This window comes from Nocardioides abyssi (assembly GCF_030412915.1).
GTDB classification, from domain to species: domain Bacteria; phylum Actinomycetota; class Actinomycetes; order Propionibacteriales; family Nocardioidaceae; genus Nocardioides; species Nocardioides abyssi.
The window spans coordinates 15,656-42,376 of sequence record NZ_JAUHJR010000005.1 but is presented as its reverse complement, the minus strand read 5'-3'; the positions used below and the strand labels follow the sequence as shown (position 1 = coordinate 42,376).

Annotated in this window: 27 protein-coding genes; 21 read left to right on the top strand and 6 right to left on the bottom strand. The window is 74.3% G+C overall.

What is annotated here, in order from left to right:
- Nucleotides 1-46: 46 nt before the first annotated feature.
- The 11 genes from QWY29_RS12800 (at nt 47) to QWY29_RS12750 (ending at nt 11,669) form a co-directional block, all read left to right on the top strand.
- Nucleotides 47-2,233 carry an RCC1 domain-containing protein gene (locus tag QWY29_RS12800; RefSeq protein ID WP_300961406.1) on the top strand — a complete coding sequence of 729 codons (2,187 nt, stop codon included), beginning with the start codon at nt 47-49 and terminating at the stop codon, nt 2,231-2,233.
- On the top strand, nt 2,230-3,345 hold the full coding sequence (locus QWY29_RS12795; protein ID WP_300961405.1) for an endonuclease/exonuclease/phosphatase family protein: 1,116 nt from the start codon (nt 2,230-2,232) through the stop codon (nt 3,343-3,345). Before QWY29_RS12800 ends, QWY29_RS12795 begins: the two co-directional genes overlap by 4 nt.
- A gap of 11 nt (nt 3,346-3,356) precedes the next feature.
- The gene (locus QWY29_RS12790; RefSeq protein WP_300961404.1) at nt 3,357-4,943 is read left to right on the top strand and encodes a LicD family protein; all 1,587 of its coding nucleotides are present in this window, start codon (nt 3,357-3,359) and stop codon (nt 4,941-4,943) included.
- The gene (locus tag QWY29_RS12785) at nt 4,940-6,247 is read left to right on the top strand and encodes a DUF6752 domain-containing protein (RefSeq protein WP_300961403.1); all 1,308 of its coding nucleotides are present in this window, start codon (nt 4,940-4,942) and stop codon (nt 6,245-6,247) included. The genes QWY29_RS12790 and QWY29_RS12785 overlap by 4 nt, the downstream gene beginning before the upstream one ends.
- 10 nt (nt 6,248-6,257) lie before the next feature.
- A complete protein-coding gene (locus QWY29_RS12780) occupies nt 6,258-6,488 on the top strand; it encodes a hypothetical protein (RefSeq protein ID WP_300961402.1) in 231 nt (76 codons plus the stop codon).
- 128 nt (nt 6,489-6,616) lie between these two features.
- A complete protein-coding gene (locus QWY29_RS12775; RefSeq protein ID WP_300961401.1) occupies nt 6,617-7,816 on the top strand; it encodes an acyl-CoA dehydrogenase family protein in 1,200 nt (399 codons plus the stop codon).
- Nucleotides 7,817-7,880: 64 nt separating this feature from the next.
- A complete protein-coding gene (locus QWY29_RS12770; RefSeq protein ID WP_300961400.1) occupies nt 7,881-8,906 on the top strand; it encodes a hypothetical protein in 1,026 nt (341 codons plus the stop codon).
- Nucleotides 8,903-9,049, top strand: coding sequence for a DUF1059 domain-containing protein (locus QWY29_RS12765; RefSeq protein WP_166195053.1), 147 nt, complete (start codon nt 8,903-8,905; stop codon nt 9,047-9,049). The genes QWY29_RS12770 and QWY29_RS12765 overlap by 4 nt, the downstream gene beginning before the upstream one ends.
- A gap of 276 nt (nt 9,050-9,325) precedes the next feature.
- On the top strand, nt 9,326-9,508 hold the full coding sequence (locus tag QWY29_RS12760) for a DUF5302 domain-containing protein (protein WP_300961399.1): 183 nt from the start codon (nt 9,326-9,328) through the stop codon (nt 9,506-9,508).
- Between the two features lie 98 nt (nt 9,509-9,606).
- A complete protein-coding gene (locus QWY29_RS12755) occupies nt 9,607-10,143 on the top strand; it encodes a MaoC family dehydratase (RefSeq protein WP_300961398.1) in 537 nt (178 codons plus the stop codon).
- A gap of 62 nt (nt 10,144-10,205) precedes the next feature.
- Nucleotides 10,206-11,669, top strand: coding sequence for a peptide MFS transporter (locus QWY29_RS12750; RefSeq protein ID WP_300961397.1), 1,464 nt, complete (start codon nt 10,206-10,208; stop codon nt 11,667-11,669).
- Here QWY29_RS12750 and QWY29_RS12745 read toward each other — a convergent pair.
- Nucleotides 11,584-12,837, bottom strand: a complete 1,254-nt coding sequence (locus tag QWY29_RS12745) for an MFS transporter (RefSeq protein WP_300961396.1) — start codon at nt 12,835-12,837, stop codon at nt 11,584-11,586. The genes QWY29_RS12750 and QWY29_RS12745 overlap by 86 nt on opposite strands.
- A gap of 109 nt (nt 12,838-12,946) precedes the next feature.
- On the opposite strand from QWY29_RS12745, the gene QWY29_RS12740 reads away from it, so the two are divergent.
- The 4 genes from QWY29_RS12740 to QWY29_RS12725 are packed head-to-tail and all read left to right on the top strand — an operon-like array spanning nt 12,947 to nt 15,318.
- On the top strand, nt 12,947-13,504 hold the full coding sequence (locus tag QWY29_RS12740) for a histidine phosphatase family protein (RefSeq protein WP_300961395.1): 558 nt from the start codon (nt 12,947-12,949) through the stop codon (nt 13,502-13,504).
- A 31-nt stretch (nt 13,505-13,535) separates the two neighbouring features.
- On the top strand, nt 13,536-14,177 hold the full coding sequence (locus tag QWY29_RS12735; protein WP_300961394.1) for a DUF6758 family protein: 642 nt from the start codon (nt 13,536-13,538) through the stop codon (nt 14,175-14,177).
- Nucleotides 14,178-14,209: 32 nt separating this feature from the next.
- Nucleotides 14,210-14,395, top strand: a complete 186-nt coding sequence (locus tag QWY29_RS12730; RefSeq protein ID WP_300961393.1) for a hypothetical protein — start codon at nt 14,210-14,212, stop codon at nt 14,393-14,395.
- A 35-nt stretch (nt 14,396-14,430) separates the two neighbouring features.
- Entirely contained in the window at nt 14,431-15,318 is an 888-nt protein-coding gene (locus tag QWY29_RS12725; protein ID WP_300961392.1) for a PHP domain-containing protein, read from the top strand.
- Between the two features lie 10 nt (nt 15,319-15,328).
- On the opposite strand, the gene QWY29_RS12720 is transcribed toward QWY29_RS12725, so the two are convergent.
- A complete protein-coding gene (locus tag QWY29_RS12720; RefSeq protein WP_300961391.1) occupies nt 15,329-16,087 on the bottom strand; it encodes an SDR family NAD(P)-dependent oxidoreductase in 759 nt (252 codons plus the stop codon).
- Between the two features lie 77 nt (nt 16,088-16,164).
- Here QWY29_RS12720 and QWY29_RS12715 point away from each other — a divergent pair, with 77 nt between their 5' ends.
- Together QWY29_RS12715 and QWY29_RS12710 are read left to right on the top strand one after the other, a co-directional pair.
- The gene (locus tag QWY29_RS12715; RefSeq protein ID WP_300961390.1) at nt 16,165-16,968 is read left to right on the top strand and encodes a ParA family protein; all 804 of its coding nucleotides are present in this window, start codon (nt 16,165-16,167) and stop codon (nt 16,966-16,968) included.
- A 1-nt stretch (nt 16,969) separates the two neighbouring features.
- Nucleotides 16,970-17,668 carry a L,D-transpeptidase gene (locus tag QWY29_RS12710; RefSeq protein ID WP_300961389.1) on the top strand — a complete coding sequence of 233 codons (699 nt, stop codon included), beginning with the start codon at nt 16,970-16,972 and terminating at the stop codon, nt 17,666-17,668.
- Nucleotides 17,669-17,942: 274 nt separating this feature from the next.
- Here the strand turns inward: QWY29_RS12710 and QWY29_RS12705 are convergent, their stop codons facing one another.
- On the bottom strand, nt 17,943-19,466 hold the full coding sequence (locus tag QWY29_RS12705; protein WP_300961388.1) for a DEAD/DEAH box helicase: 1,524 nt from the start codon (nt 19,464-19,466) through the stop codon (nt 17,943-17,945).
- A gap of 271 nt (nt 19,467-19,737) precedes the next feature.
- Between QWY29_RS12705 and QWY29_RS12700 the strand changes: the two genes are divergently transcribed.
- Nucleotides 19,738-20,415 carry a ferritin-like fold-containing protein gene (locus tag QWY29_RS12700; protein WP_439117433.1) on the top strand — a complete coding sequence of 226 codons (678 nt, stop codon included), beginning with the start codon at nt 19,738-19,740 and terminating at the stop codon, nt 20,413-20,415.
- Nucleotides 20,416-20,538: 123 nt separating this feature from the next.
- Here QWY29_RS12700 and QWY29_RS12695 read toward each other — a convergent pair whose 3' ends face one another.
- Nucleotides 20,539-20,760, bottom strand: a complete 222-nt coding sequence (locus QWY29_RS12695) for a DUF3107 domain-containing protein (RefSeq protein WP_300961386.1) — start codon at nt 20,758-20,760, stop codon at nt 20,539-20,541.
- Between the two features lie 56 nt (nt 20,761-20,816).
- On the bottom strand, nt 20,817-21,446 hold the full coding sequence (locus QWY29_RS12690; protein ID WP_439117427.1) for a TetR/AcrR family transcriptional regulator: 630 nt from the start codon (nt 21,444-21,446) through the stop codon (nt 20,817-20,819).
- 200 nt (nt 21,447-21,646) lie between these two features.
- Between QWY29_RS12690 and moeZ the strand changes: the two genes are divergently transcribed.
- From moeZ to QWY29_RS12675, 3 genes are all read left to right on the top strand, one after another.
- Nucleotides 21,647-22,855 (top strand): adenylyltransferase/sulfurtransferase MoeZ, encoded by a 1,209-nt coding sequence (moeZ, locus tag QWY29_RS12685; RefSeq protein WP_300961385.1) that lies wholly within the window; start codon nt 21,647-21,649, stop codon nt 22,853-22,855.
- Between the two features lie 173 nt (nt 22,856-23,028).
- The gene (locus QWY29_RS12680) at nt 23,029-23,919 is read left to right on the top strand and encodes a hypothetical protein (RefSeq protein ID WP_300961384.1); all 891 of its coding nucleotides are present in this window, start codon (nt 23,029-23,031) and stop codon (nt 23,917-23,919) included.
- Nucleotides 23,920-23,983: 64 nt separating this feature from the next.
- A complete protein-coding gene (locus tag QWY29_RS12675; protein ID WP_300961383.1) occupies nt 23,984-24,295 on the top strand; it encodes an MGMT family protein in 312 nt (103 codons plus the stop codon).
- A gap of 131 nt (nt 24,296-24,426) precedes the next feature.
- On the opposite strand, the gene QWY29_RS12670 is transcribed toward QWY29_RS12675, so the two are convergent.
- Nucleotides 24,427-26,700 (bottom strand): SCO7613 C-terminal domain-containing membrane protein, encoded by a 2,274-nt coding sequence (locus tag QWY29_RS12670; RefSeq protein ID WP_300961382.1) that lies wholly within the window; start codon nt 26,698-26,700, stop codon nt 24,427-24,429.
- Nucleotides 26,701-26,721: the final 21 nt, after the last annotated feature.

The window sequence follows — 26,721 nt, the reverse complement described above, 5'->3', positions numbered from 1 at the left end:
CGCGAGGCACCACCCCGAGGGCTGGTCGGCGACCTAGCCTGAGCCCGTGCGACGCCGGGTCAGGCAGGCCCTCCTGCTGCTGGCCGCCACCGTGACGTCGGTGGCGGTGGTGGCGGCGATCCTGCACACCGGTTCGCAGCCCGGCCCGGCCGACCGGCGCGACCGGGCGGTGCTCGGTGCCGGCACGGCCGCGACCGTCGACGGGTGCGCCGACCTGCTGCTGCTCGGGGTCGACGGCGCGGGCGAGGCGCCGAGCGGGGGCACGACCTACGGGCGGACCGTCGGCGTGCTGGCGCGGGCGCTGACCCGGCAGGCGCTGGCCGCCGACCGCACCGTCGAGCAGGTGCGCGTGCCGATGGCCACCGGGCCGACCGCGGCCCTCCTCGGGAAGCGACCGGACCGGCGACGGGCCCTCCGCAGCGTCACCCGCGACCGGGCCCGCACCTGGATGCAGCCGGTGCCGGCCGCCACGGGCCGGCTGTTGGCGCTCGTCGACCAGCACGCGTTCGGCTGCCCCGACCAGCAGCTCGTCCTCGTCGGGCACGCCCAGGGCGCGGCCGTCGTCCACCGCGCGCTGCCCCGGCTCGCGGCCCGCCCCGACGGGCTCGTCGACGTCGTGGGCGCGGCGCTGGTCGCCGACCCCGACCGCCGCCCGCGGACCCGCGCGACGTCCCTGGGAGCCCCCGCGGCCGCCCGCGCCCGCAGCGGCGTCGCGGCCCGCCGGCTGGGCGCGGTCTCCGACGTGCCGGCCCGCACCCCGACGTACGCCGCCTGGAGCGTGTGCACCGCCGGCGACCTGGTCTGCGACCCCCAGGACATCCGCACCACCAAGGCCCTGCAGAAGAACCGTTCCTACGCCTACGGCCCCGGCGCCGCCGCCCTGCGCCGGGCCGCCCGCGGGCTGGTCGCGCGGGCTCGGCTGCGACCGGTGCCGCGCCCGGAGGTGCAGGTCGCGACGGCCCCGCTCGGCAGCCCGTTCGAGCTGCGGCTCGCCGTCTCGACCTCCGCGCCCGGCGCCCCCGTCTGGGAGCAGCCGCGCAACCTGCCGCCGGGCCTCGCGCTCGACCCCACCGGCCTGCTCGCCGGCACCCCGACCGAGCCCGGCACCTGGAACGTGTCGTACGCCGTCCGCGGCACCAGGCCCGCGACGGCCGCCACGACGGGGGTCGTCGTGGTGACCGTGCCCGCCGGGCCGGCCGCCGTGAGCGCCGGCGGCGAGAACTCCTGCGTCGTGCGCGAGGGGGGCTCGGCGTGGTGCTGGGGCCGCAACACCTTCGGCCAGGTCGGCGACGGCTCGACGACCACGCGGACCCGCCCGGTCGAGGTCGTCGGCGGCAGCACCTGGCGGACGATCAGCACCTCCGGCGCCACCACCTGCGGCATCCGCGACGACGGCACGCTGTGGTGCTGGGGGCTGGACAACCACGGCCAGCTCGGCGTCGGCCGGGGCGCGGCCCGGTCCACCCCGGTGCAGGTCGGGACGAGCGCGGCCTGGACGTCGGTGAGCGCGAGCTGGTTCCACACCTGCGGCACCCGCAGCAACGGCAGCCTGTGGTGCTGGGGCTCCAACCTGCGCGGCCAGCTGGGCGACGGCACCTTCGCCCGCCGGGCCCGGCCGAACCGCGTCGGCCAGGACAAGGACTGGGCGGGCGTCGCGACCGGCGGCTGGTTCACCTGCGCGACCAAGGCGGACCGCTCCGCGTGGTGCTGGGGGCAGAACACCTTCGGCCAGCTCGGCAGCCCGGCGGGCGACCCGCGCCCGACCCCCGGCCCGGTCGGCCCCGGCACCAGCTGGGCGAGCCTGGACGCGGGCTGGTCGCACGCCTGCGGCACGACGGTCGAGGGCGCGGCGCTGTGCTGGGGCCACAACGACCGCGGCCAGCTCGGCGACACCACCCGCAGGCTCCGCGCCGCTCCGGGACCCGTCGACGGCGACCGGATCTGGACTAGCATCACCACCGGCGACGCCACCACGTGCGGGGTCGACAACGCAGGCAGTGCCTGGTGCTGGGGGAGCGGCCGCTACGGCCAGCTGGGCGACGGGTCCCGCAGCACCAGGACGGTGCCGACCCTCGTCGTCAGCGAGCGGCCCTGGCTCTCGGTCGACGCGGGCTGGTTCCACTCCTGCGGCGGGCTGGACACCGGTGTCACGGCCTGCTGGGGCAACAACGAGCTGGGCCAGGTCGGCGACGGCTCCACGACCGACCGACTGCTGCCGGAGGGAGTCTCGTGAGCGCAGGACCTCCCGAGCGCGGCCCGGACCGCCCCGACGCGGACCGCCCGGACAAGCCCGGCCACGACGACGAGCGCGGCGGCGAGCGACGCGCGGCGCTGGCCACCGTCGGCGCGGTGGTGGCGATCGTGCTGGTCGTGGTGGGCGCCAACCTGCTGACCCGCGGCGGCGACGGCACGACCCCGGCCGCGCAGGAGCCCTCGTCCGCGCCGAGCCGCACGAACGCCGCGGAGCTGGCCGGGATGACCCCGCAGGAGATCGCCGAGGCTGCGCTGCTGGACCGCGGCGAGGTCGCGTCGGCCGCCCCGCAGGCCGTGCCCAGCGGGGCCGACAAGCTGCGCAACAAGGTCCAGGAACTGGTGACCGAGCAGCCCTACTCGTTCACGATGACCACCTTCAACATCCTCGGCAGCCAGCACAGCGCGCCGGGCGGGGCGGCCGCGGAGTTCGCGCCGGGCCGCGTGCGCACCGAGTGGGCGGCGCGGCTCGTGGCGTCGTACGGCTCGAGCATCGTGGGCCTCCAGGAGATCCAATCCGACCAGCTCAGCGCGATGGCTCGGGCGACCGACGGGCGCTTCGCGTTCTGGCCCGGCACGGCGCTGGGCGGCAAGGGCGTGCCGCAGTCGTTGATGTGGGACACCGCGGTGTGGTCGGCGACCTACCAGGACTCGATCACCGTGCCCTTCATGGGCGGCACCCGCCCGCAGCCGGTCGTGCGCCTGCAGCACGTCGCGACCGGCCGGGAGGTCTACGTGCTCAACATCCACAACTCGCCCAAGGACCGCCAGGGCCGCGAGGACGAGCGCGACAAGGCCGAGCAGATCGAGGTCGCGGCGGTGAACACGCTGAAGAAGGACGGCATCCCGGTCTTCATCATGGGCGACTTCAACGAGCACGAGGACGCCTTCTGCCGCTTCACCGGCGAGGCGGGGATGCGTGCGGCCAACGGCGGCTCGAACGACGGCGCGTGCCGCCCGCCCCGGCCGATGCGCGTGGACTGGATCTTCGGCACCCCGGAGGTGCAGTTCTCCGGCTTCCGCATGGACACCGGTCCGGCGGTGCGGCGCATCACCGACCACGCGGTCATCACGACCCAGGTCACGGTGCCGTAGCCTCACGCCTCGTGGTGGACGAGGCGGGGACCGACGTGCGCCCGCGCGTCGACGACGCCGGGCTGCACCTCCCCGACGGGTTCGAGGGCTCCGGCGACGTCCTCTTCGACGGCCACCACGCGTGGTCGTTCACGGCCGAGCCCGGCTCGCCGTTCGTCCCCTGGCCCAAGCGGATGACCCGCTGGCTCGACGGCGTCTCGCAGGTGCGGGTCGTCTCCGCCGGCCGCGAGGTGTACGCCGGCGAGGTGTCGTTCGGCACCGGCGAGGGCCGCGTCCGCTTCGTCGACAAGGACGGCATCCCCGTCATGATCGACAAGTGGGGCCTGCTGCAGCGGCCGTTCTCCGGCCGCGACACCCGCGTCATCGAGCAGATGGTCGAGATGACCGAGCGGATCCTCGAGGTGATGGAGGCCGAGTGCGGCGTCCGCGGCTGGATCGCCTTCGGCACCCTGCTCGGCGCCGCCCGCGAGGGCGCGGTCATCGGCCACGACTCCGACGTCGACCTCGCCTACCTCTCCGACAAGGCCACCCCGGCCGAGATGGCCGTCGAGCTGTGGGACGTCGCCCGCGCCCTGCGCCGCCACGGCATGCGGGTGCTGAACAAGTCCGCCGCCTTCATCACCGTGCTGTTCACCTCGCCCGACGGCGGCATGTCCAGCATCGACATCTACACCTGCTTCTACGTCGGCGACCTGCTCCACGAGACCGCGACCGTGCGCCAGGAGGTCCCGCGCAGCGCGATCCTGCCGCTGACCGAGCTGTCCTTCGAGGGCCGGATGCTGCCGGCACCCGCCGACCCCGACACGATGCTGACGGTGTCGTACGGCGCCGGGTGGCGCGTCCCGGACCCGTCGTTCCGCCACGAGCCGGGCCCGGAGATCACCGAGCGGTTCGACGGCTGGTTCTCCTCCCTCATGCGCCAGCGCCGCGACTGGGAGCGCTACCTGGCCGACCTCGCGCAGGAGGAGGGCCACGGCCCCTCCGCCACCGCCGACTGGGTCGCCGACCGGCTGGCCGAGGCCGGCGAGCAGCAGCTCCGCGTGGTCGAGCTCGGCGCCGGCACCGGCCAGGACGCCCTGCGCCTGGCCGAGCGCGGCCTGCGCGTGCTCGCCCTCGACTACGCCCGCCAGAGCCTGCGCGCCCCCGCCCGGCGCGCCCGGCGCGAGGACCTGCCCGCGGACTTCGACCACCTCAACCTCTACGACCTGCGCGACGTGCTGACCCGCGGGGCGCTCGTCGCCCGCGACAAGGCCCGCCAGGTCGTCTACGCCCGCGACCTGCTCGAGGCCCTCGAGCCGGACGGCGCGGAGAACTTCTGGCGGTTCGCGTCGATGACGCTGCGCGCCGGCGGGGCGGCGTACCTCGAGGGGCAGGCGCTCTCGCCCGCCGACGCCGCCGAGCAGCGCGCCGAGCGCGGTGGCGGGCGGCTGCACCCGGTCGACCCGCGCGTGCTCGAGGGCCGGGCGGTGCGTGCCGGGGGCCGGGTCGTGCACCGCGAGGGATTCCTCGACGCCGCGGCCGCCGTCGCGGGCGGCGCACCCGCCCGGTGGAGGATGATCGTCGAGTGGCCCACCAGGCCCACCAGGGAGGACCAGTGACCGAGCGCGTCTACCTGCACGTCGGAGCGCCGAAGTCGGGCACGACGTACCTGCAGCGGATCCTGGAGGCCAACCGCGGCCCGTTGGCCGACGCCGGCGTGCTGGTCGTGGGGGAGACCCACCTCGACCGCATCCACGCCGCGATGGTCGTGCGCGAGGACCCGCGCCTGGACTCGCTGCCCGAGCGCGCCTCGACCGCGTGGGACCGCCTGGTCGCCCAGGTGCGCGGCTGGCGTGGACCGGTGGCGATCCTGTCCTACGAGCTCTTCGCCGGCGCCTCGGCCGAGCAGGTCGCGCGCGTGCTGCGCGACCTGGACGGGATCGAGGTCCACGTCGTCATCACCGCCCGCGACCTCGGCCGCGCGGTGCCCTCGGCGTGGCAGGAGCGGCTGAAGTTCGCGCTGACCACCCCGCTGGAGAAGTGGCGCCCGCGGCCGGAGTCGGCCGGCGTCCGCGCCGAGTGGGGCTGGCGCACGATGGACCCCGCCGGCGTCGCCGCGCGCTGGGGCGCCGAGCTGCCGCCCGAGCGGGTCCACGTCGTCACCGTCCCCTCGACGCCCGGCGACGAGCACGAGCTGTGGCGCCGGTTCGCCGCGGCCTGCTCGATCGACCCGCCCGGCCTGCGGCTCGACGTCGAGCGGGTCAACGAGTCGCTCGGCCTGCCAGCCGCGGAGCTGCTGCGCCGGGTCAACGGCGCCGTCCGCGAGCCGATCACCGGCAACCGCGAGCAGGCGCTGTGGCTGCGCGACACCCTCGCGCACGGGATCCTGGCGCAGCTGGGCCGGGAGCCGATCGGCCTGACCGACAAGCAGTACGCCGACGCCACCGCCCGCGCCGACGCCGCGGTCGGCGCGATCGCCGAGGCCGGGTACGCCGTCCACGGCGACCTCGAGGACCTCCGCGCCACCCGCCCGGACGCCCGCACCCCCGGCGAGGCCACCGACACCGAGCTGCTCGAGGTGGCCGTCGAGACGATCGTCCGGCTGCTCGTCCTGGTCCGCGAGCGCACCCACGAGCGCGACACCGCTCGCCGCACGCTGGACCGCGACCCCGACGAGCGCCGCGTGGTCGCCCTCGGCAAGGGGGTCGTCCGCCGGATCACCGCGCCGCGGGTGGAGGGCCGGGCGGAAGACCTGCGCGCCCGGGTCGCCGAGCTCGAGGCCGAGGTCGCCCGCAGCCGCGAGCTGCAGCTGCGCGTCGCCGAGCTCTCCGACGTGGTCACCGAGCTGCTCCTCCCGCCGCGCTCCAGCGACGGCCGGGTCACCGCCAAGGCGCTCAACACCTACCGCGGGCACTCGCTGTGAGGGCCGAGCGGTGAGGCGCCTGGTCCGCTCGTCGGAGGTGCTGCGGCGCGTCGCGGCCGGCACGGGCGTCGAGGAGGTGCTCGCGCTCGAGCGGCGGGTCGACCGGCTCGCCGAGGCCGTCGAGGAGAACGCCGCCCTCGAGGTGCCGCTGACCGCGATGGTCGCCGAGCTCGAGCAGGCGCTCGTGGCTCCGCTGGAGCACCGCCTGCGCTTCATCGAGGAACGATCCGGGCACCAGTGAGGACGCCGGCCGCCCTCGTGCCCGCCGGTGCGTCCGCCGGTGTGAGCCGGGGCATACCCCCGCTTCCTACCGAGCGGTAACCTCCCCGAGCAGATCAGCCGAACCGTCCCACCACACGAGGAGCAGCCATGGGCCGCCTGTGCGAGACCGAGGGTCTCACCGAGGAGCAGACCGAGATCATCAAGGCGGTCCGCACCTTCGTCGACGAGAAGATCCTGCCGGTCGCCACCGAGCTGGAGCACGCCGACGAGTACCCGCAGGAGATCGTCGACGGGCTCAAGGAGCTCGGCATCTTCGGCCTGATGATCCCCGAGGAGTACGACGGCCTCGGCGAGTCGCTGCTGACCTATGCCCTGTGCGTGGAGGAGATCGCGCGCGGCTGGATGAGCGTCTCGGGCGTCATCAACACCCACTTCATCGTGGCCTACATGCTGATGAAGCACGGCACCGAGGAGCAGAAGAAGAAGTACCTGCCGAAGATGGCGGCCGGCGAGATCCGGGGCTCGTTCTCGATGTCGGAGCCGGGCCTGGGCTCGGACGTCTCGGCGATCAAGACCAAGGCCGTGAAGAACGACGACGGTGGCTACACGATCGACGGCCAGAAGATGTGGCTGACCAACGGCGGCACCTCCAACCTGATCGCGGTGCTGGTCAAGACCGACGAGGGCGCCGACTCGGTCTACCGCAACATGACGACCTTCCTGGTGGAGAAGGAGTCCGGCTTCGGCGAGACCGCTCCGGGCCTGACGATCCCCGGAAAGATCGACAAGATGGGCTACAAGGGCGTCGACACCACCGAGGCGGTCTTCGAGGGCCACCAGGTGGGTGCCGAGCAGGTGCTGGGCGGGGAACCCGGCAAGGGCTTCTACCAGATGATGGACGGCGTCGAGGTCGGCCGCGTCAACGTCGCCGCACGCGCCTGCGGCATCGCGCTGCGCGCCTTCGAGCTGGCCATCGCCTACGCCCAGCAGCGCGAGACCTTCGGCAAGCAGATCGCCGACCACCAGGCGATCCTCTTCCGCCTCGCGGAGATGGCGACCAAGGTCGAGGCCTCCCACGCGATGATGGTCAAGGCCGCCCGCCTCAAGGACTCCGGCAAGCGGATGGACGTCGAGGCCGGCATGGCCAAGATGCTCGCCGCGGAGTACTGCAACGAGGTCGTCCAGGACTCCTTCCGCATCCACGGCGGCTACGGCTACTCCAAGGAGTACGAGATCGAGCGCCTCTACCGCGAGGCCGCCTTCATGCTCATCGGCGAGGGCACCTCGGACATCCAGAAGATGATCATCGGCCGCTCGCTGCTCAAGGACTACAAGCTCAAGGCCTGAGCCCCGGCTGTCCCCGGGCCACCCGGTCCGCCACGACGACGCTCCCGCTGACTACGGTGGGGCCGTGGCGAGCCGGGTGGTCCTGCACGTGGGGCTGATGAAGTCCGGGACCTCCTACCTCCAGCAACGGCTCGGCGCCAACCGCACCCTCCTGCGCGAGCGCGGGGTGCTCTTCCCCGGGGAATCCTGGCGCGACCAGGTGCTCGCGGTCTCCGACGTGCTCGGTCGCAAGCAGGCCGGCCCGGCCGCCCGCGGGCGGTGGGCCGCGCTGGTCGCCGAGGTGGCGGCGTACGACGGCGTGGTGGTGGTCAGCATGGAGTTCCTCGGCCCCGCCCCGCCCGAGCGGGTCGCGGAGGTCGTCGGGTCGTTCGGGGACACCCCCGTCGAGGTGGTGCTGACGCTGCGCGACCTCGGCCGCGGGGTGCCCGCCATGTGGCAGGAGAGCCTGCAGAACGGCGGCACCACCGACTGGGCGACGTACGTCGCCGGGTTGGCCGGCAAGCGCAAGCCCGCCCGGTCGTTCTGGCGCCAGCAGGGGATGGGCCGGATCGTCGGCAACTGGTCCGCGGCCGTCGGCCCGGCGCGCACCACCGTCGTGACGGTGCCGCCGCCGGGTGCGCCGTCGGGTCTGCTGTGGGAGCGCTTCTGCACGGCCGCCGGCATCGACGGCTCCGGCGCGGCCGCGGTCAGCCCGGCCAACACCTCGCTCGACGCGACGTCCGCGCTCGTGCTGCTCGACCTCAACCGCCGGCTCGAGGCCGCCGAGCTGGGCGCGACGGACTACCACACGCTCGTGAAGTTCGGCCTCGGCAAGCGGGTCCTCGCCGGCCGCGGCGGCCCGGCCATCGGCTTCACCCCGCCCGCCTGGCTCGTCGAGCGGTCGGAGGAGGTCGTGGCGCGGGTCGCCGCCACCGGCGCCCGGGTCGTCGGCGACCTCGCCGAGCTGCGACCGGTCGTCGTGCCCGGCGTCGACCCGTCGACGGTGCCGGCCGAGGAGCGGTACGCCGCCGCGGTCGACGCTCTCGCCGCGTCCACCCGCCAGCGGGCCGCCCAGCGCGCCGCCGCGCGGGCCGGTAGCGTGCGGCCATGAAGACGCGACTCACCTGCCCCTGCGGCGAGGTCGTCAAGGGCGCCGACGAGGACGAGCTCGTCGAGAAGGCCCAGGCCCACCTCGCCGACCAGCACCCCGGCCGGGAGTACGAGCGGGAGATGATCCTGTTCATGGCCACCTGAGCCACCGCCCCGTAGCCACCGCTGGTCGAGGAGGCGCGGCGGCGACCACCGCTGGTTGAGGAGGCGCGCCAGCGCCGTCTCGAGACCCGGTGACGTGCCCACCGCCCCAGGCCCCTCACGGGGTCTCGACGCGGTCGGCGCCGGGGCGCCTCCCGGCGCAACCAGCGGACGCACGCCTTTGCGGCTCGACCAACGGGATGGCGTTAACCCGTCGACACCACGGCGGAGGACTGCCACGGTGGGGGTCCGGACCGACAGCACCCCTCGGGAGGAACCATGACGGCGACGAACGCGAACGACGACCTCAAGGCGCGGATGAAGGCGGCCCTGGAGCAGAAGCAGGCCAACGACCGCGGCGTGCCGAAGGACCGGCCGGCCAAGGAGAAGGCACACGGTCCTGAGGTGGTCGGCGGGGCGCCCAAGATGCACCGCCGCAAGGCCGGGGGCGGCGGGTCGTGAACCTACCGTGAGGTAACCCACGGCGGGCAGCCGTGACGACGGGGACGGACCACGGGCAGGATGGCCGGGTCCGTCCCCGAGTCGTTGAAGGAGCCCCCGTGCAGTTCGGTCGCAGCTATGAGGAGTTCGAGGTCGGTGCGACGTACAAGCACTGGCCCGGCAAGACGGTCACCGAGTTCGACGACCACATGTTCTGCCTGCTGACGATGAACCACCACCCGCTCCACCTCGACAGCAACTACGCCGAGGAGACCACCCAGTTCGGCAAGAACGTCGTGGTGGGCAACTACGTCTACTCGATCCTGCTGGGCATGTCGGTCCCCGACATCTCCGGCAAGGCGATCGCCAACCTCGAGATCGAGTCGCTGCGCCACGTCGCCCCGACCTTCCACGGCGACACGCTCTACGGCGAGACCCGCGTGCTGGACAAGTGGGAGTCGACGTCCAAGGACGACCGCGGCGTGGTCCACGTGGAGACCATCGGCTACAACCAGGACGGCAAGGTCGTGTGCATCTTCCGCCGCAAGGTGATGGTGCCGAAGGACAACTACCTCGAGGCGCGCGGCGGCGAGCAGCCCGGCCGCCCGGTCCCGCATCCGGACAAGAACTGGCCCGGCCCCGACGCCGCCGAGTGACGTCCCGGGAGTGACCTAGGGATCAGTACTGGTCACGGCAGGTCCGGGGCACCGGACCTGCCGTGACTTCTTCCGCCGACGTCCAGGACACCAGCGTCGACCGGGGGTTCCTCGGCCAGCCGAGGCCGCTGGCGAACCTGTTCGGCGTCGAGCTGTGGGAGCGGTTCAGCTTCTACGGCATGCAGGGGATCCTGCTGATCTACCTCTACTACGAGGCCACCGACGGCGGCCTCGGGATGGACCGGGCGACCGCCACCGGCGTCGTCGGCGCCTACGGCGGCTCGGTCTACCTCTCCACGATCCTCGGCGCGTGGCTCGCCGACCGCCTGCTCGGACCCGAGCGGACGCTGTTCTGGTCGGCGGCGGTCGTGATGGCCGGCCACGTGGCGCTCGCGGTCGTGCCCGGGTTCGCGGGCGTCGCGCTCGGGTGCGTGCTGGTCGCGCTGGGCAGCGGCGGCGTCAAGGCGACGGCCACCAGCCTGGTCGGCGCGCTGTACGCCGAGGGCGACGAGCGGCGCGACGCCGGCTTCTCGTTGTTCTACATGGGCATCAACCTCGGCGCGCTGGTCGGCCCGCTGCTGACCGGCCTGCTCCAGGAGGAGGTCGGCTTCCACTGGGGCTTCGGGCTCGCGGCGGTCGGCATGGCCGCCGGCCTGGCGCAGTACGCCGTGGGGCGGCGCCGCCTGCCGGCGGAGACCCGCGTGGTCCCCAACCCGCTGCCCCGGCCGGAGGCGGTGCGGTACGCCGCGGCGCTGGCCGCCGTCGTCGTGCTCGGCGTCGTGCTGGGCCTGGCGGGGCTGGTGAGCGTCGACAACCTCGACGACTGGGTGGCGGGGGTGACGCTGGCCGCCGCGGTGGCGTACTTCGCGGTGATCCTGTCCAGCCGGCACGTGAGCGCGACCGAGCGCAGCCGCGTCTGGTCGTTCGTGCCGCTGTTCGTGGTCAACGCGGTCTTCTGGTCGCTCTACCAGCAGCAGTTCACCGTGGTCACGATCTACTCCGACGAGCGGCTGGACCGCGACCTGCTCGGGTGGGAGATGCCGGTGTCGTGGGTGCAGTCGATCAACCCGGTCTTCATCATCGCGCTGGCCGGCGCCTTCGCGGCGCTGTGGACGAAGCTCGGCCCGCGGCAGCCGTCGACGCCGGTGAAGTTCGGCCTCGGCACGATGACGATGGGCGCGGCGTTCCTGCTGTTCCTGCTCGCCCCGGAGGGCGCGGCCTCGGTGCCGGTGCTCGCGCTGGCGGGCATCCTGCTGGTCTTCACGATCGCCGAGCTGCTCATCTCGCCGGTGGGGCTGTCGCTGTCGACCAAGCTCGCGCCGCGACAGTTCCGCACCCAGATGGTGGCGCTGTACTTCCTGTCGGTCTCGCTCGGCACGACGATGGCCGGCCGGCTGGCGGAGTACTACGACCCTGAGGACGAGGGTGGCTACTTCCTCGTCATCGGCCTGGTCGCGATCGCCGTCGGTGGGCTGCTCCTGCTGGCGACGAAACCGATCCGCCGGCTGATGGCGGGGGTGCAGTAGCGCCGGGCGCCGGCCCGGAGACGGCCGCGAAGGTCCGCGCGAGCGGCACGAGGGCCAGCACGAGCACCATCGGCACCGCGAAGCCGACCCGCAGCGACCCGGCACCCGCCAGGCCGGTCAGCACCGACCCGAGCAGGGCGCCGGCGTAGTTGAACTGGTTGAACCGCGCCACCACCGCGTCGACCCGGGCCTGGTCGCCGCCGGCGATCCGCCCGGCCGCGGAGAAGCTGAGCGGGGCGATGACCGCGACGCCCGCGCCGAGGACGGTGAACCCCAGCACCGCGACCGGCCAGGTCGGCGCGGCCACGACGACCGCCAGCGCCACCGCCGCGACCACGGCGCCGACGCGGAGCACCAGCACGGCGCCGTACGCCGTCACCAGCCGGTCGCCGGCCAGGCGCACGACCAGGCTGGCCAGCAGGTAGGGGAAGGTCGCCAGCGCGACCAGCCGCTCGGGCGCGGCCACGACGTCCTCGAGGTAGAGCGGTCCCCACGCGGCCGACGCGCTGTCGACCATGTAGAAGACGACCATCGCCGCGCCGACCAGCACGATCGGCCGCCACGGCACCGCGGCCTCCTCGAGGACGGCGTCGGGGTCGGGCGGGGTGTGCACGCGCGGGAGGTACGGCGCCGCCGCGACCACGACCGGCACGACGGCCAGCGCCGCGGTCGCGCCGAGCGGCAGCGTCGCGGTCGCGAGCGTGACGGCGGCGCCGACGAGCCCGCCGAGCGTCCAGAAGCCGTGGAGCGAGGGCAGCAGCGGCCGGCCGTAGCGGTGCTCGACCGCGACGCCCTGCATGTTGGTCGCCGCGTCCACCAGCCCGAGCGCGAACCCGTAGCCGACGATCCCGGCCACGAAGACCGCCTGGGAGCCGGCCAGCACCAGCGTCGGCAGCCCGCACGCCATCACCAGCAACCCGGCGCGCAGCAGGGTCGCGCTGTCGCGGCGGGCCGCCACCTTCTCCGCCACCACCGACCCGGCGCCGGCGACCAGCACCAGCACCAGCAGCAGCCCCGACAGCGCCACCTCCGAGAGCCCCCACTTGTCGGAGAAGTCCGGCAGCCGCGTCGTCAGGCTGATGAAGACCAGCCCCTGCGTCGCGAAGGCCGCCGCCGTCGCCGCTCGGGCGCGGGTCGGGAGCACGGTCGGGGGCGCGGTCGGGAGCACAGCGCGACTCTGGCACGGGGAGCGGGCCGGGTACGGCCGAACGCGGGACAGATCCACCGGTCCGCGTGCGGGACGAGTGAGCGCGGTCCGTCCTGGCAACCTGCGCGGCATGAGTGAGCTGTGGCTGGTCCGGCACGGGCAGACCGAGTGGAGCCGGGACCACCGGCACACCTCGGTGACCGACCTCCCCCTCCTGCCTGAGGGCGAGGAGGTGGCGAGGTCGCTGGCCGAGCGGTTGCACCCGGGCGACTTCGAGGTCGTGCGCACCAGCCCGCGGCAGCGGGCGCGGCGTACGGCCGAGCTCGCGGGGTTCCCCGACGTCGAGGTCGACGAGGACCTCGTCGAGTGGGCCTACGGCGACTACGAGGGGATCACCACCGACGAGATCCGCGAGACGGTGCCGGGGTGGACGGTGTGGACGCACCCGAGCCTCGGCGGCGAGTCCGCCGAGGAGGTCTCGACCCGTCTCGACCGCGTCGTCGAGCGGGCGCGGCAGGTCGAGGGACGCACGCTGGTCTTCGCCCACGGCCACTGCCTGCGGGCGCTCGCGGCCCGCTGGCTGGGGCTGCCGGTGGCGGACGGTCGCCACCTCAAGCTGGGGACGGCGACCGTCTCGGTGCTCGGCTGGGAGCGGGAGACCCCGGTCGTCGAGCGCTGGAACGCTTGACCTGGCCGCGCCGATCGGCGCATATGGACCCATGACGCTCTCGGCCGGCTGTCCTCGCTGCCCGACCCCGGTGGCGCAGGTCGCCGCCGACGGCGGCTGGTCGTGCCCCGACCACGGGGTGGTCGAGCCGATGTGGCGACCGGGGGAGGCGTCGTACGACGGGTTCGTCGCCCACCTGCGCGCGGCGGGTGGCTTCCCGACCTACCTCCCGTGGCCGATGAGCCCGGGCTGGACGGTCACCGACTTCGGCGTGGTCGGCGGCGACCCGAGCCGGGTCCGGGCCACCATGACCTGCTGCTCGGGGACCAGCGACCTCGACGGGCCGGTCGACGTGCTGGTGGTGACCGAGGAGCCCGGCACCGGCCTCGGCGCGCGCTGCGCGGGCACGACGTACCTCGACCCCGGCATTGAGGTCGGCGAGGGCCCGCCCTCGGTCAAGGTGCGGCTCGACAACCAGTCGGTCGGGCTGTGGCCGGTCTCGACCAGCGCGGCGACGGGGGAGTGGGACCGCTCGGTGGTGGCCGGCGAGGCCCGGGGCCGCTGGCTGTGGCTGGTGATGCGCCCGGCGTCGGCGATGCTGCTGCTGCGCGACGACTGGATCCTCCGCGACGTGTCGGGGCTGGGGCCGCCGCTGGTCGAGATGCCGTTCGGGGGCCCGCGACCGTCGAGGTGACCCGGGCGGGCGGGGGTGGGTACCGTCCGGAGGTGTACCAGGACAACCGACCGTGCGACGTCTGCGGCTCCGAGGTGCGCCTGCGGGCGCACGAGGCCACCGAGGACCCGACCGAGGCCACCGTGCGCGGCGACAACGACAGCACCGTCGACGAGCGCGTGTGCACCAACCCCGACTGCCCGACCAACGGCGGCAGCGACGACGCCCCGCGCCCTTGAGCCGGCCGTCAGCGGCGCGCCCTACGGTGGGTCCCGTGCGCATCGACCTCCACACCCACTCGCGCGCCAGCGACGGCACGCAGGCGCCGGGTGACCTGGTCCGGGCCGCGGCGGCCGCCGGGCTCGACGTCCTGGCGATCACCGACCACGACACCGCCGACGGCTGGGCCGAGGCCGAGCAGGCCGCCCTCGAGGTCGGCATCGAGCTGGTCCGCGGCATGGAGGTCAGCACCCGCCACCAAGGCCGGGGCGTGCACCTCCTGGCCTACCTGCCCGACCCCACGCACCCCCCGCTCGTGGAGCAGCTGACCCGTGTCCTGTCGGGCCGCCAGGCGCGCGTGCCGGACATGCTCACCCGGCTGCGCGCGCTCGGCATCGAGGTCACCGACGCCGACGTCGCCCGCGCCTCCGCCGGCACCGCCGCCACCGGCCGCCCGCACGTCGCCGACGCCCTCGTCGCCGTCGGCGCGGTCCGCGACCGGACCGAGGCGTTCGACCGCTACCTGGGTGCGGGTGGGCCGGCGTACGTCGACCGGTACGCCGCTCCGCTCGCCGAGACGATCCGCCTGGTCACGGAGGCCGGCGGCGTGACCGTCGTGGCCCACCCGTGGGGCCGCTCGCAGCGGGAGTGGCCGGGCGAGCCGGAGCTGGCCGAGCTCCAGGCGGTCGGGCTCAGCGGCATCGAGGTCGACCACGAGGACCACACGCCCGGCAGCCGGGACAAGCTGCGCGCGATCGCCCGCAACCTCGACCTCGTCGTCACCGGCTCCAGCGACCACCACGGCACCGGCAAGATCGACCACGAGCTGGGGTGCAACACCACCGACCCGGAGCAGTACGCGCGGCTGGTCGAGGCCGCAGCCCGTGCCGCCGAGGCCGCCCGGGCTGCCGGGCTCGCCCCGCCCGGCGTCGTACGCGGCTGAGGCCCTGGGCCTACTTGCGCCCCATCGACTGGAACCGCTGCAGCACGCCGCTCGGCACCGCCCGGGCCAGCGTCGCGATCGCCTTGTAGCGGGCGCTGGGGATCGAGAAGACCTTGCCGGCCTCGTGGTCGGCTAGGGCCGTGCGCACCAGCTCGTCGGCGTCGAGCCACAGGAACGACGGGGCGGACTGCTGGCTGACGTCCATCCGCTCGTGGAACTCCGTGCGGGTGAAGCCGGGGAGCAGCGCGGTGATGGTGACGCCCTGGGGGCGGTACTCGTTCGCGGCCCACTCCGAGAAGCTGTTGACCCACGCCTTGGCGGCCGAGTAGGTGCCGCGCGGGAGGAACGACGCGACGCTGGAGACGTTGATGACGCCGCCGCGGCCCCGCTTGGTCATCGGCCCGAGGGCGGCGTGGGTCAGCCGCAGCACGGCGGTCACCAGCACGTCGAGCATCGCGGTCTCGGTGTCGGCGGCGTTGTCGAGGAAGCGCTCCTTGAGCCCGAAGCCGGCGTTGTTGACCAGCAGGTCCACCGGCCGGTCGCGGTCGGCGAGCCGCGCCTCGACCAGCGCCATGCCCGCGCGGTCGGCCAGGTCGGCGGACAGGACCTCCACGGCGACGCCGTGGGCGGCGGTCAGCTCCTTCGCGACGGCCTCGAGGCGGGCGGTGTCGCGGGCGACCAGCACGAGGTCGTCCCCGCGGGCGGCGAGCTGCTGGGCGAAGGAGTGGCCGATGCCGGCGGTCGCGCCGGTCACGAGGGCGGTGGGCATGACGCCCAGTGAATCAGCCGCCTCCGACAGCGGTGTCGCCCGGCCTCGCGGGTGCCGGTCGGGCATGATGAGCCGCGATGACCACCACACTCGCGATCGCCAACCAGAAGGGCGGCGTCGCCAAGACGACCACCGTCGCCTCGCTGGGCGCGGCGCTCGCGGAGCTCGGGCACTCCGTGCTGCTGGTCGACCTCGACCCGCAGGCGTGCCTGACCTTCTCCCTCGGCATCGACCCCGAGGACCTCGAGGTCTCGGTCCACCAGGTGCTCACCCGGGGGACCGACCCGACCGAGGTCGTCATCGCCACCGAGGACGGCGTCGACCTGCTGCCGGCCACCATCGAGCTGGCCCGTGCCGAGGCCGACCTGCTCACCCGCACCGGGCGCGAGCACGTGGTCAAAGGCGTCATCGAGGACCTCGACGGTGCTTACGACTGGGTGCTGCTCGACTGCCCGCCCTCCCTCGGCGTGCTCACGGTCGCCGCGCTGACCGCCGCCGACGGCGTCCTGGTCCCGCTGCAGTGCGAGACCCTGTCCCACCGCGGGGTCGGCCAGCTGCTCGACACCGTCCACGACGTACGCCGCTTCACCAACAAGCGGCTCGAGGTCTGGGGCGTGCTGCCGACGCTGTACGACGGGCGCACCAACCACTCCCGCACGGTGCTCGAGACCATCGCCGAGACCTACTCCCTCGACGTGGTCGAGCCGCCGATCCCCAAGACGATCAAGTTCGCCGAGGCGCCGGCCGCGGGCCGCTCCATCCTGGCGACCAGCCGCAGCAGCAAGGGCGCCCAGGCCTACCGCAAGGTCGCCGCCAACCTCGTCGAGCGGGCCGCCCGTCCTCGTGCGCGGGCGAAGAAGCCCGCCGCCCGGAGGGCCTGACGTGGGCCGGCACCGGGGAGCACCCGTCCGGCCGCGGTACGGCCGGATCGCCACCCTCGCCGCCTCGCTCGCCGTCACCTCCGTCGCGGTCCTCGGCGGCACCGGCGTGCTGCCCGACTCCGAGTCCGCCGCCGGCCCGTCGGCCACCGAGGTCGCCCGCGACCCGGCCGTCACCGAGCCGCCGGCTGACGAGGTGCTCTCGTCCGCCCTGGCTGGTGCGTCCGCTCCGGACCCCGACCCCGAGGTCGGTCCCGACTCTGACGACGGGTCGCTCACGACCGACCCGATGGAGGACACCACGCTCCCGGCGGGCTCGGGCCGCGGCAAGCGCGTCGTCTTCAGCGAGAGCCGCCAGCGGGTGTGGCTGGTCGAGGGCCGCAAGAAGGTGGTTCGCACCTACCTGGTCTCCGGCAGCGTCGAGGACAACCTGGACCCGGGCACGTACGCCGTGTACTCCCGCTCCGAGCAGGCCTACGGCATCGACGACTCCGGCACGATGAAGTACTTCGTGCGGTTCACCCAGGGCGAGCGGGCGGCCATCGGCTTCCACGACATCCCGATCGACGACGGCAAGAAGGTGCAGACCGCCGCCGAGCTCGGCACACCGCAGTCCCACGGCTGCATCCGCCAGCGCCGGGCCGACGCCATCGCCCTGTGGGACTTCGCCCCGCTCGGCACCACGGTCGTCGTCACCGCCTGACGCCGGCCGCCGCGCTCGTCGCCATCCTGGGCGCGGCCGGTCCTCGTCCCCGGCGCTGCTCGTCGGACCCGGGCGAACGGGCCTCCTAGCCGGGACATATCGGGGGAGTCCTGCACATATCGGGGGAGATCTGCCCCGATATGTGCAGGGGTCACCGGTTAACCGGTGACTCTGACACCCCGAAACCCGCGCACCGCCCCGACCCGGAGCCGGACGCGACGAAGGGCCGCCCGAGCAGGTCGGGCGGCCCTTCGTCGTACGTCGTGGCGGGAGGTCAGTCCTCGGCGCCGGCGGCGGCGGGCTGGCCCTCGCCGGCGGAGCTGCCGCCCGAGCCACCGCGACGGCGGCGGCGACGGTTGCGCGAGGCGCCGTCGCCGGAGCCCTCGGTGTGCGCGCCGGCGTCGGCGGTGGTGGCCTCCGGACCGGTGCCCTCGGCGACGGTCTCGCCGCTGCGGGTGCGGCTCCGGCTGCGGTTGCGGCTGCGCGCCGGACGGTCGCCGCTGCGCTCGGACCGCTCACCACGGTCACCACGGTCGGACCGCTCGCCGCCGCGGCCACCACGACCGCCACGATCGCCGCGGTCGGACCGCTCCTTGCGCTCCACCGGGGCGGGGTCGACGATGCGGCCCTTGGTGCCCGGGGCGATGCCCTGGTCGGTGAAGAGGTGCTCGGAGGTGGAGTAGGTCTCGACCGGCTCGTCGAAGGGCAGGTCCAGCGCCTTGTTGATCAGCTTCCACCGGTGCAGGTCGGCCCAGTCGACGAACGTGATCGCCGTGCCGGTCGCGCCCGCGCGGCCGGTGCGGCCGATGCGGTGGACGTAGGTCTTGTCGTCCTCGGGGCAGGTGTAGTTGATGACGTGCGAGACGCCGCGGACATCGATGCCGCGGGCGGCCACGTCGGTGGCGACCAGGACGCGGATCTTGTCCTCGCGGAACTTCGCCAGCGCCTTCTCGCGCGCCACCTGCGCCATGTCGCCGTGCAGCGGGCTGGCGCTGAAGCCGCGCTCGGCCAGGTCGTCGGCCACGCGCTGCGACTGCCGCTTGGTGCGGGTGAAGACGATGATCTTCTCGGCGTCCTCGGCCTGCAGGACGCGGCCGATGATCTCGGGCTTGTCGAGGTCGTGGGCCTGGTAGATGAACTGCGCGGTCGCCGGGACCATCGTGGTGTCGTACGACGACTCCGCGCGGATGTTCATCGGGTGGCGCATGTGGGTGCGCGCCAGCGCGACGATCGCCGAGGGCATCGTGGCCGAGAACAGCATCGTCTGGCGGGTCTCGGGGGTCATCTTCAGGATCCGCTCGACGTCGGGCAGGAACCCGAGGTCCAGCATCTCGTCGGCCTCGTCGAGCACGAGCGCGTGCACGTGGGAGAGGTCCAGCGAGCGGCGGTTGGCCAGGTCGATGAGGCGACCGGGGGTGCCGACGACGATGTCGACGCCGGCCTCGAGTGCGTCCAGCTGGGTGTCGTAGCCGACGCCGCCGTAGACGGTCAGCACGCGCAGGCCGGTGTCCTCGCTGGCGATGTGGAGGTCGTTGGAGACCTGGAGGGCCAGCTCGCGGGTCGGCGCGACGATGAGCGCCTGCGGCTTGCCCTGCGGGAGGTCGGCGTACGCCGGGTCCTTCGGCGAGACGCTGCGCTGCAGCACCGGGATGCCGAAGGCGAGGGTCTTGCCGGTGCCGGTGCGGGCCTGGCCGATCATGTCGGTGCCCATGAGGGCGACGGAGAGGGTCATCTCCTGGATGGCGAACGGGGTGGTGATGCCATGACGCTCGAGGGCGTCGCAGATCTCAGGCAGCACCCCGAGCTCGCGGAAGGTCGTGGAAGTCAGGGTCTTTGTCGCTTTCGTGAGTTCCGGCCGGTTCGACCGAAGGTGTCCAGGTGCGGCGGACTCACGGGGTCCCCGGGGGACCGCTGGGGGTGTCAGCCGCGCACATACGTGCGGGCCGCCGGCGAGCGCTCGGATCCGAGCGGACGGGCGCCGAGGGCGGCCACGTGCAGGTCCACCTTATCGGTAGGGTGCGCACGTGACGGCATCGACAGGCGGCCCGGACGGCTCCACCGAGCAGGACGTGCCGCTCGCGCTGGAGGACGCGGCGTACCGCGAGGCCGTGATCGACCTGCTGGGGGCGATCTCCTACGGGGAGATCTCCGCGTTCGAGCGGCTCGTCGAGGACGGCACGCTCGCCCCGTCGCTGGAGGACAAGGTCGCGGTCGCCACGATGGCGACGGCGGAGTTCGCCAGGGTCGCCGGGCTGCACGCGCGGATCGCCGAGCTCGGCGCGGACCCGTTCGCCGCGATGGCGCCCTTCCGCGAGGCGATCGATCGCTTCCACGCGCACACGGCGCCGGCGGACTGGTTCGAGGGGCTGATCAAGGCGTACGTCGGCGACGGGCTCGCCGACGACTTCTACCGCGAGATCGCGGCCTACCTCGACGCCACCACCCGCGACCTGGTCCTCGCCTCGCTGGAGGACACCGGGCACGCGGCGTTCGTGGTCGACCGGGTCCGCGCCGCCATCGCCGCCGACCCCCGCCTCGGCGGTCGGCTCGCCCTGTGGGGCCGCCGGCTGATGGGGGAGGCGCTCACCCAGGCCCAGCGGGTGGCCGCCGAGCGCGACGCGCTCTCCGCGCTGCTCGCCGGCGGCGTCGACCGGCCGGGGCTCGACCTGGCCGCGATCGGGCGGATGTTCGCCCGGCTCACCGAGCGCCACGCCGAGCGGATGGCCGAGCTCGGCCTCGCGCACTGACCTGCGACCGACTCACTCGCTGGCCCCACGAACACGTCCGCCTCGTGCTGCCCAGCGTGCGCAGGAGCGCTCGCTGGGCCGCACGAGGCGGGAGGCGGGGGTGGGCCGTGACCGGCCCGGGGGTCAGCTGCGGAAGCCGACCTGGCCGACGACGCCGCCGCCGATCTCGACGTAGGCGATCTTGGCCGCGGGGACGACGAGCTTGCGGCCCTTGCTGTCGCTCAGGGTGAGGACCGTGCCGGCGCTGACGGCGTCGGCGACGAGCTGCTGGACGGCGTCGGCGGACTCGTCGGTCTCGACGACGAGCTCACGGGGGGCGTGCTGCACACCGATCTTGACCTCCACGAGGTCCTCCTTCAGGTCGGTCCCGTGCCGGGGCGCGGGAGCGGGTGGGTCGAGGGTCAGTGGTCGAGCGGGTAACCGCCGATGCCGCGCCAGGCCAGTCCGGAGACCAGCGCCGCGGCGTCGGAGCGGGTGATGCCGCCGCCCTCGGAGAGCCAGAACCGCGAGCTGACCTGCGCCATTCCCACGAGGGACACGGCGAGCAGGCGGGCGGCGGCGTCGGGGAGGCCGGTGTCGGCCTGGATGACCTCGGCGATCATCGCGGCGCACTCGGTGGTGACGCGGTCGACGTGCTCGCGCACGGCCGGCTCGTTGGTCAGGTCGGACTCGAAGACGAGGCGGAACGCGCCGGACTCCTCGGCGACGTACTCGTAGAACGCGTCGACCGCGGCCGCGACGCGCAGCTTGTTGTCCTGCGTGGAGGCCAGGGCGGTGCGGCAGCTGTCGATGATCGCGTCGCAGGAGCGGTCGAGCAGCGCGAGGTAGAGGTCGAGCTTGCCGGGGAAGTGCTGGTAGAGCACCGGTTTGGAGACCCCGGCGCGGTCGGCGATGTCGTCCATCGCGGCCGAGTGGTAGCCCTGGGCGACGAAGACCTCGAGCGCGGACTCGAGGAGCTGGGCGCGCCGCTCTCGGCGCGGCATCCGGCCGCCGCGGGGTCGAGGGCCGTCGTCGTACTGACCTGCGCTCACGATGGCTCCTCCCGTCTCCCGGTGCACCCACCGGCGGGCCCGGCGCTGCGTGCCGGGACTCTACCCGTCGGTCACCTCGGTCCGGATGACGGGACGCCGCCGCGCCGGTGCTCCCGGGCGGAGGGACCATGGAGGGAACATCGAGAGGTGCGCGGGTGTTGACCCGGCACTGATCGACGAACCGCTACGAGGAGCGTGACGTGAGCTTTCCCCCGCTGGTCGAGCCGGCCGACGAGCTGACCATCGACGAGGTCCGGCGCTACAGCCGCCACCTGATCATCCCCGACGTCGGGATGAGCGGGCAGAAGCGGCTGAAGAACGCCAAGGTGCTCGTCATCGGCGCCGGCGGCCTCGGCAGCCCCGCGCTGCTCTACCTGGCCGCGGCCGGCGTGGGCACGCTCGGCATCGCGGAGTTCGACGAGGTCGACGAGTCCAACCTGCAGCGCCAGATCATCCACGGGCAGTCCGACATCGGGAAGTCCAAGGCGCTGTCGGCCAAGGAGTCGATCGCCGAGGCGAACCCGTACGTCGAGGTGGTGCTGCACGAGGAGCGCCTCGACAACGACAACGTCATGGACGTCTTCCGCGGCTACGACCTCATCGTCGACGGCACCGACAACTTCGCGACCCGCTACATGGTCAACGATGCGGCGTACTTCCTCGGGATCCCCTACGTGTGGGGCTCGATCTACCGCTTCGACGGCCAGGCCTCGGTCTTCGCGCCCACCATGGCCGACGACGCGCCGTGCTACCGCTGCCTCTACCCCGAGCCCCCGCCGCCGGGCATGGTCCCCAGCTGCGCCGAGGGCGGCGTGCTGGGCGTGCTCTGCGCGGCCATCGGCTCGATCCAGGTCAACGAGGCGATCAAGGTCCTCACCGGCATCGGCGACCCGGCCATCGGCAAGCTGGTCATCTACGACGCCCTGGAGCTGGAGTGGCGCAAGCTGAAGGTCCGCAAGGACCCCAGCTGCGCGCTGTGCGGCGAGAACCCGACCGTCACCGGCCTCATCGACTACGACGCCTTCTGCGGCGCGATCTCCGACGAGGCCGCGGACGCCGCCGCCGGGTCGACCATCTCGGTCACCCAGCTCGAGCACATGCTCAAGGAGCGCGAGGAGGGCAGCCGCGACTTCGTCCTCGTCGACGTGCGCGAGCCCAACGAGTACGAGATCAACAAGATCCCCGGCTCGGTGCTGATCCCCAAGGGCGAGTTCCTCAACGGCTCGGCCCTGGAGAAGCTGCCCCCGGTCGACGCGGGCAAGCAGGTCGTCATGCACTGCAAGTCCGGCGTGCGGTCGGCGGAGACGCTGGCGATCGTCAAGGGCGCGGGGTACGCCGACGCGGTGCACGTCGGTGGCGGCGTGGTCGCCTGGGTCAACCAGGTCGACCCCAGCCAGCCGTCGTACTGACCCACCCGCGGCAGGCTGTCGCACCTGCTCCACCACCGGACGGCCCGAGGAAAAACTCGGGCCGTCCGGCCTTTCCGCGACCGCGCCGACGTAACCCGCGGCCGTGCACCCGCGTTGTGCCGGGTGTCACACCGGTCGTCCGCGTCCGGTCCCGTCTCGGAAAGGCAGCACGCATGAAGGCACGTCCGTCCACCTCCCGGTCCGTCCGCCGCGCCTCGGGGGTGCTCGCCCTGCTCGCGAGCGCGGTCCTCGGTGGGGCCATGGTCTCCGCGGTCCCGGCCTCGGCGGCGCCGCAGTGGGCGCCGGCGGGCTCGGCGAAGATCCACCCCGGCGTGCAGATGTACACCGCGGGCGGGCAGTGCACCGGCAACTTCGTCTTCACCGACGCCTCGAGCAACGTCTACGTCGGGTACGCCGCGCACTGCGCCGGCACCGGCGAGGCCACCGACACCGACGGCTGCCTGGCCGCCTCGCTCCCGCTCGGCACGAAGGTCACCTTCAACGAGGGCGGCAGCCTGCTCGCCGAGGGGACCAAGGTCGGCGGCGGCACGCTCGTCTACTCCTCGTGGGACACGATGCGCCGGCTCGGCACCAAGGACGCCACCACCTGCGCCTACAACGACTTCGCACTCGTCAAGGTGGACGCCGCGGACGTCGGCAAGGTCAACCCGTCGATCCCGTTCTGGGGCGGCCCGACCGGCATCGACACCGATGGCACCACGGCCGGTGAGCAGGTCTACTCCTACGGCAACTCCAGCCTGCGCTTCGGCCTGGAGCTGCTCTCGCCCAAGACCGGCATCAGCCTCGGCGACACCGCCGGCGACGGCGGCTGGAGCCACCCGCTCTACACGCTGACCCCGGGCGTCCCCGGCGACTCCGGGTCCGCGTTCGTCGACAAGCAGGGCGAGGCGATCGGCACGCTCTCCACGCTCGGACTGGCCCCGCTGCCGCTGTCGAACAACATCGGCGACCTCGGCAAGGAGCTCGCCTTCGCCCAGCAGCACTCCGGCATCTCCGGGCTGCAGCTGGTGGAGGGCACCGAGCCGTTCGACCCGATCCTCTGACCCTTCCCGGTGGGGGGTGGCCCGCGGGCCCGGCGCACGGCGGCCAGCCGCTAGCGTCGGGCCCGTGCGGCATCCGGAGGACTACGTCGAGGCGGTCCTGGCCTGCGTGGAGGCGGTGCCCGCCGGCCGGGTGACGACGTACGGCGCGATCGCCGACGCCGTCGGCCGCTTCGGTCCCCGCCGCGTCGGCAACGTGATGTCCCAGCACGGCGGCGCCGTGCCGTGGTGGCGCGTCGTCCGCGCCGACGGCTCACCGCCCGCCTGCCACGAGGGCACCGCCACCGAGCACCACCGTGCCGAGGGGACCCCGTTGCGGCCCTCGGGCAAGGTCGACCTGGTCGCTGCGTTCTTCCAGCCGCCGTCCGTCGAGTCCTGAGCCCTCGGTGGTTCCGGGTCCTCCAGGCGCCACGATCGTTCAATTGCGCGGGAATGTCGCTGAGCAGCGCTCACCCCGGTCCACCACCGCGCCATCGAACGGATGTGTCCCGCCCGCGGCCGACCGACGGCTCAGCGCAGCCGGCCGACGTACGACTGGGCGCGCCGCAGCTCGCCGAGCCGCCGCTCCCAGGTGACGCCGACGACGGTGAGGGCGGTGCCGGCGGCGCCGATGAGCACCCACTGCGGGGTGGCGGCGGCGTACGGCGCGAGCTCCCGCAGCACCAGCACGGTGCCGACCACCCAGCCGACCGAGACCGGCGCGCTCCACCGCAGGTGGGTGCCGCCGAGGACGAGCGCCAGGCACCCGGCGCCGAGCAGGGCCGCCCGCAGCGAGACCGGCTCGAGGGCGAGCACCCACAGCAGCGTGGGGACCGTGGCCAGCAGCAGGCCGGGCGTGAGCGCGGGACCGGTGGGGGCGTCGGGGTGTCGGCGCAGGTGGGCGAGGCCGACGAGCAGCAGGGCCGCGGCCGAGGGCAGCGTGTAGGCCTCGGGCGCGGTCACGCCGAGGTCGGCCAGGCGCACCCAGGTCGCGGCCGCCAGCAGCAGCCCGCCGAGCCACGCGAGCGCCCGGCGGTCGGCGACGAGCAGGGCGTGGGTGGTCACGAGCGCGCCTGCGACGGTCAGGTGCACGGCCAGCGACGTGGGGCCGGTGACCGCGAGCACGGCGGCGACCGCGCCCGAGACGGCGGCGACGGCCTCGAGCTCGGGACGGGGGCGCAGCAGGGCGACCGCGGCGACGGCCAGCAGCACCGGCACCCCGCGCTGGGCGACGTCGACGTCGGCGACCGCGAGCGCCGTCCAGACGAGGCCGGCCAGCGCGGCGGGCAGCACCGCCGCCGCGACCGGGCGGTGCAGCACGAGGACGCAGCCGGCGACGAGCGCGGCCAGGGCGCCGACGGTCAGCACCTCGCTGGGCAGCGCGACGACGACGGCCGCGAGGAGGAGCAACCCGGCGACGAGGTGGGCCCGCACGGCGACGAGGCCGGCGACGGCCAGGAGCGCTACGACGACGGCGAGCGGCACCGGCAGCAGCGCGAGCGTGGTGGTCGTGCCGACGAGGGCGGCGGCCGCCCAGACCGGGAGCGGGACGGCACGGCCCGCCCCGACGACGTACGCCGCGACGAGGGCGAGCGCGGCGGCGAGCGCGAGGGCGGGGGTCGCCGGGGCGGGGTCGGCGGGCAGGCGCACGGCGGCGTCGACGGCGGCGGGCCCGGCGAGTGACAGCAGCCGGGTGGCCGCCTCGGTGACCAGGACCAGCAGCAGGACGACGGTGCCGGCGGCGGAGACGAGCAGCGGCAGGCGGACCGGCGCGGTGGTGCCGGCGCGGGTCAGCGCGCCGAGGGCCGCCCACGTCGCGAGCGCGACGACGGCGGCGAGCCCGGCCGCGGTGCCTCCCTCGTCGAGGGCGGGCAGCACGGCGACCAGGGTCAGCAGGGTGGCGGTGCCGCCGAGGACCGGTCGCCAGCGCAGGCCCGGGACGACGAGGAGCGCGGCGGCGGTGACGAGGGGGAGCGCGTGGCGGTCGGCCCAGAGGCCGGACAGCGAGGGGTGCGCCGCGGCCTCGAGCAGGCCGGCGAGCGCGAGCCAGGACCAGCAGACGACCGCGGCGACGCCGGCCGACCACGGCAGCAGGCGGGCGCCGACGGTGACGCCGAGCCAGGCGACCGCGGCCAGGACGACGGTCGCGACCGCGGGGACGACGTGCGGGTGACCGGTGGTGTCGACCGCGGCGAGGGCGGCCGTGACGAGCGAGAGCGGAGCGACGACCTGAGGGGCGCCGAGGCCCGTGGGGAGCCAGGTCAGCGCGGCGGCCGCGAGGACCAGCCCGCCGACGACGACGGTGGTGGAGCCGTCCGCGCCGCCGAGCCAGCCGGCGGAGGCCGCGCCCGCGACGTCGAGCGCGAGCAGGCCGAGCGAGACCGTCGACAGCGACTCGCCCGCGATGCGGAGGCCGCGGCGGGCGAGGACGACGCCGAGGCCGGCGGCGGCACCGGTCAGCCCGACCAGCACCGCCGTGCGGCCGCCGACGCCGAGCGCTGACCACGCGACCGCCAGGAACGCCACCGCCGCGACCAGCAGGCACAGTGCGCCGAGGCCGAGCAGCAGCGCGGGGACCGACGGGGCGGACAGGCCGCGGCGTGCTGGTCGCCCGGGTCCGACCGGGTTGGCCGTGGGGCCGGCCGAGGGGCCGGCGGCCGGGGCGGGTGCAGGCACCGGGTAGGTCGGCAGCGGCGGGTGCTGGCCCGGGTGGCCGGGGTAGGTCGGCAGCGGCGCGCGGGGGAGGCGGTCGAGGGGCACGTTCGACCCGCAGGTCGGGCAGGTGGCGAGGGCGGTCGGGCTCATGCCGCCATCCCACCGTGGGAG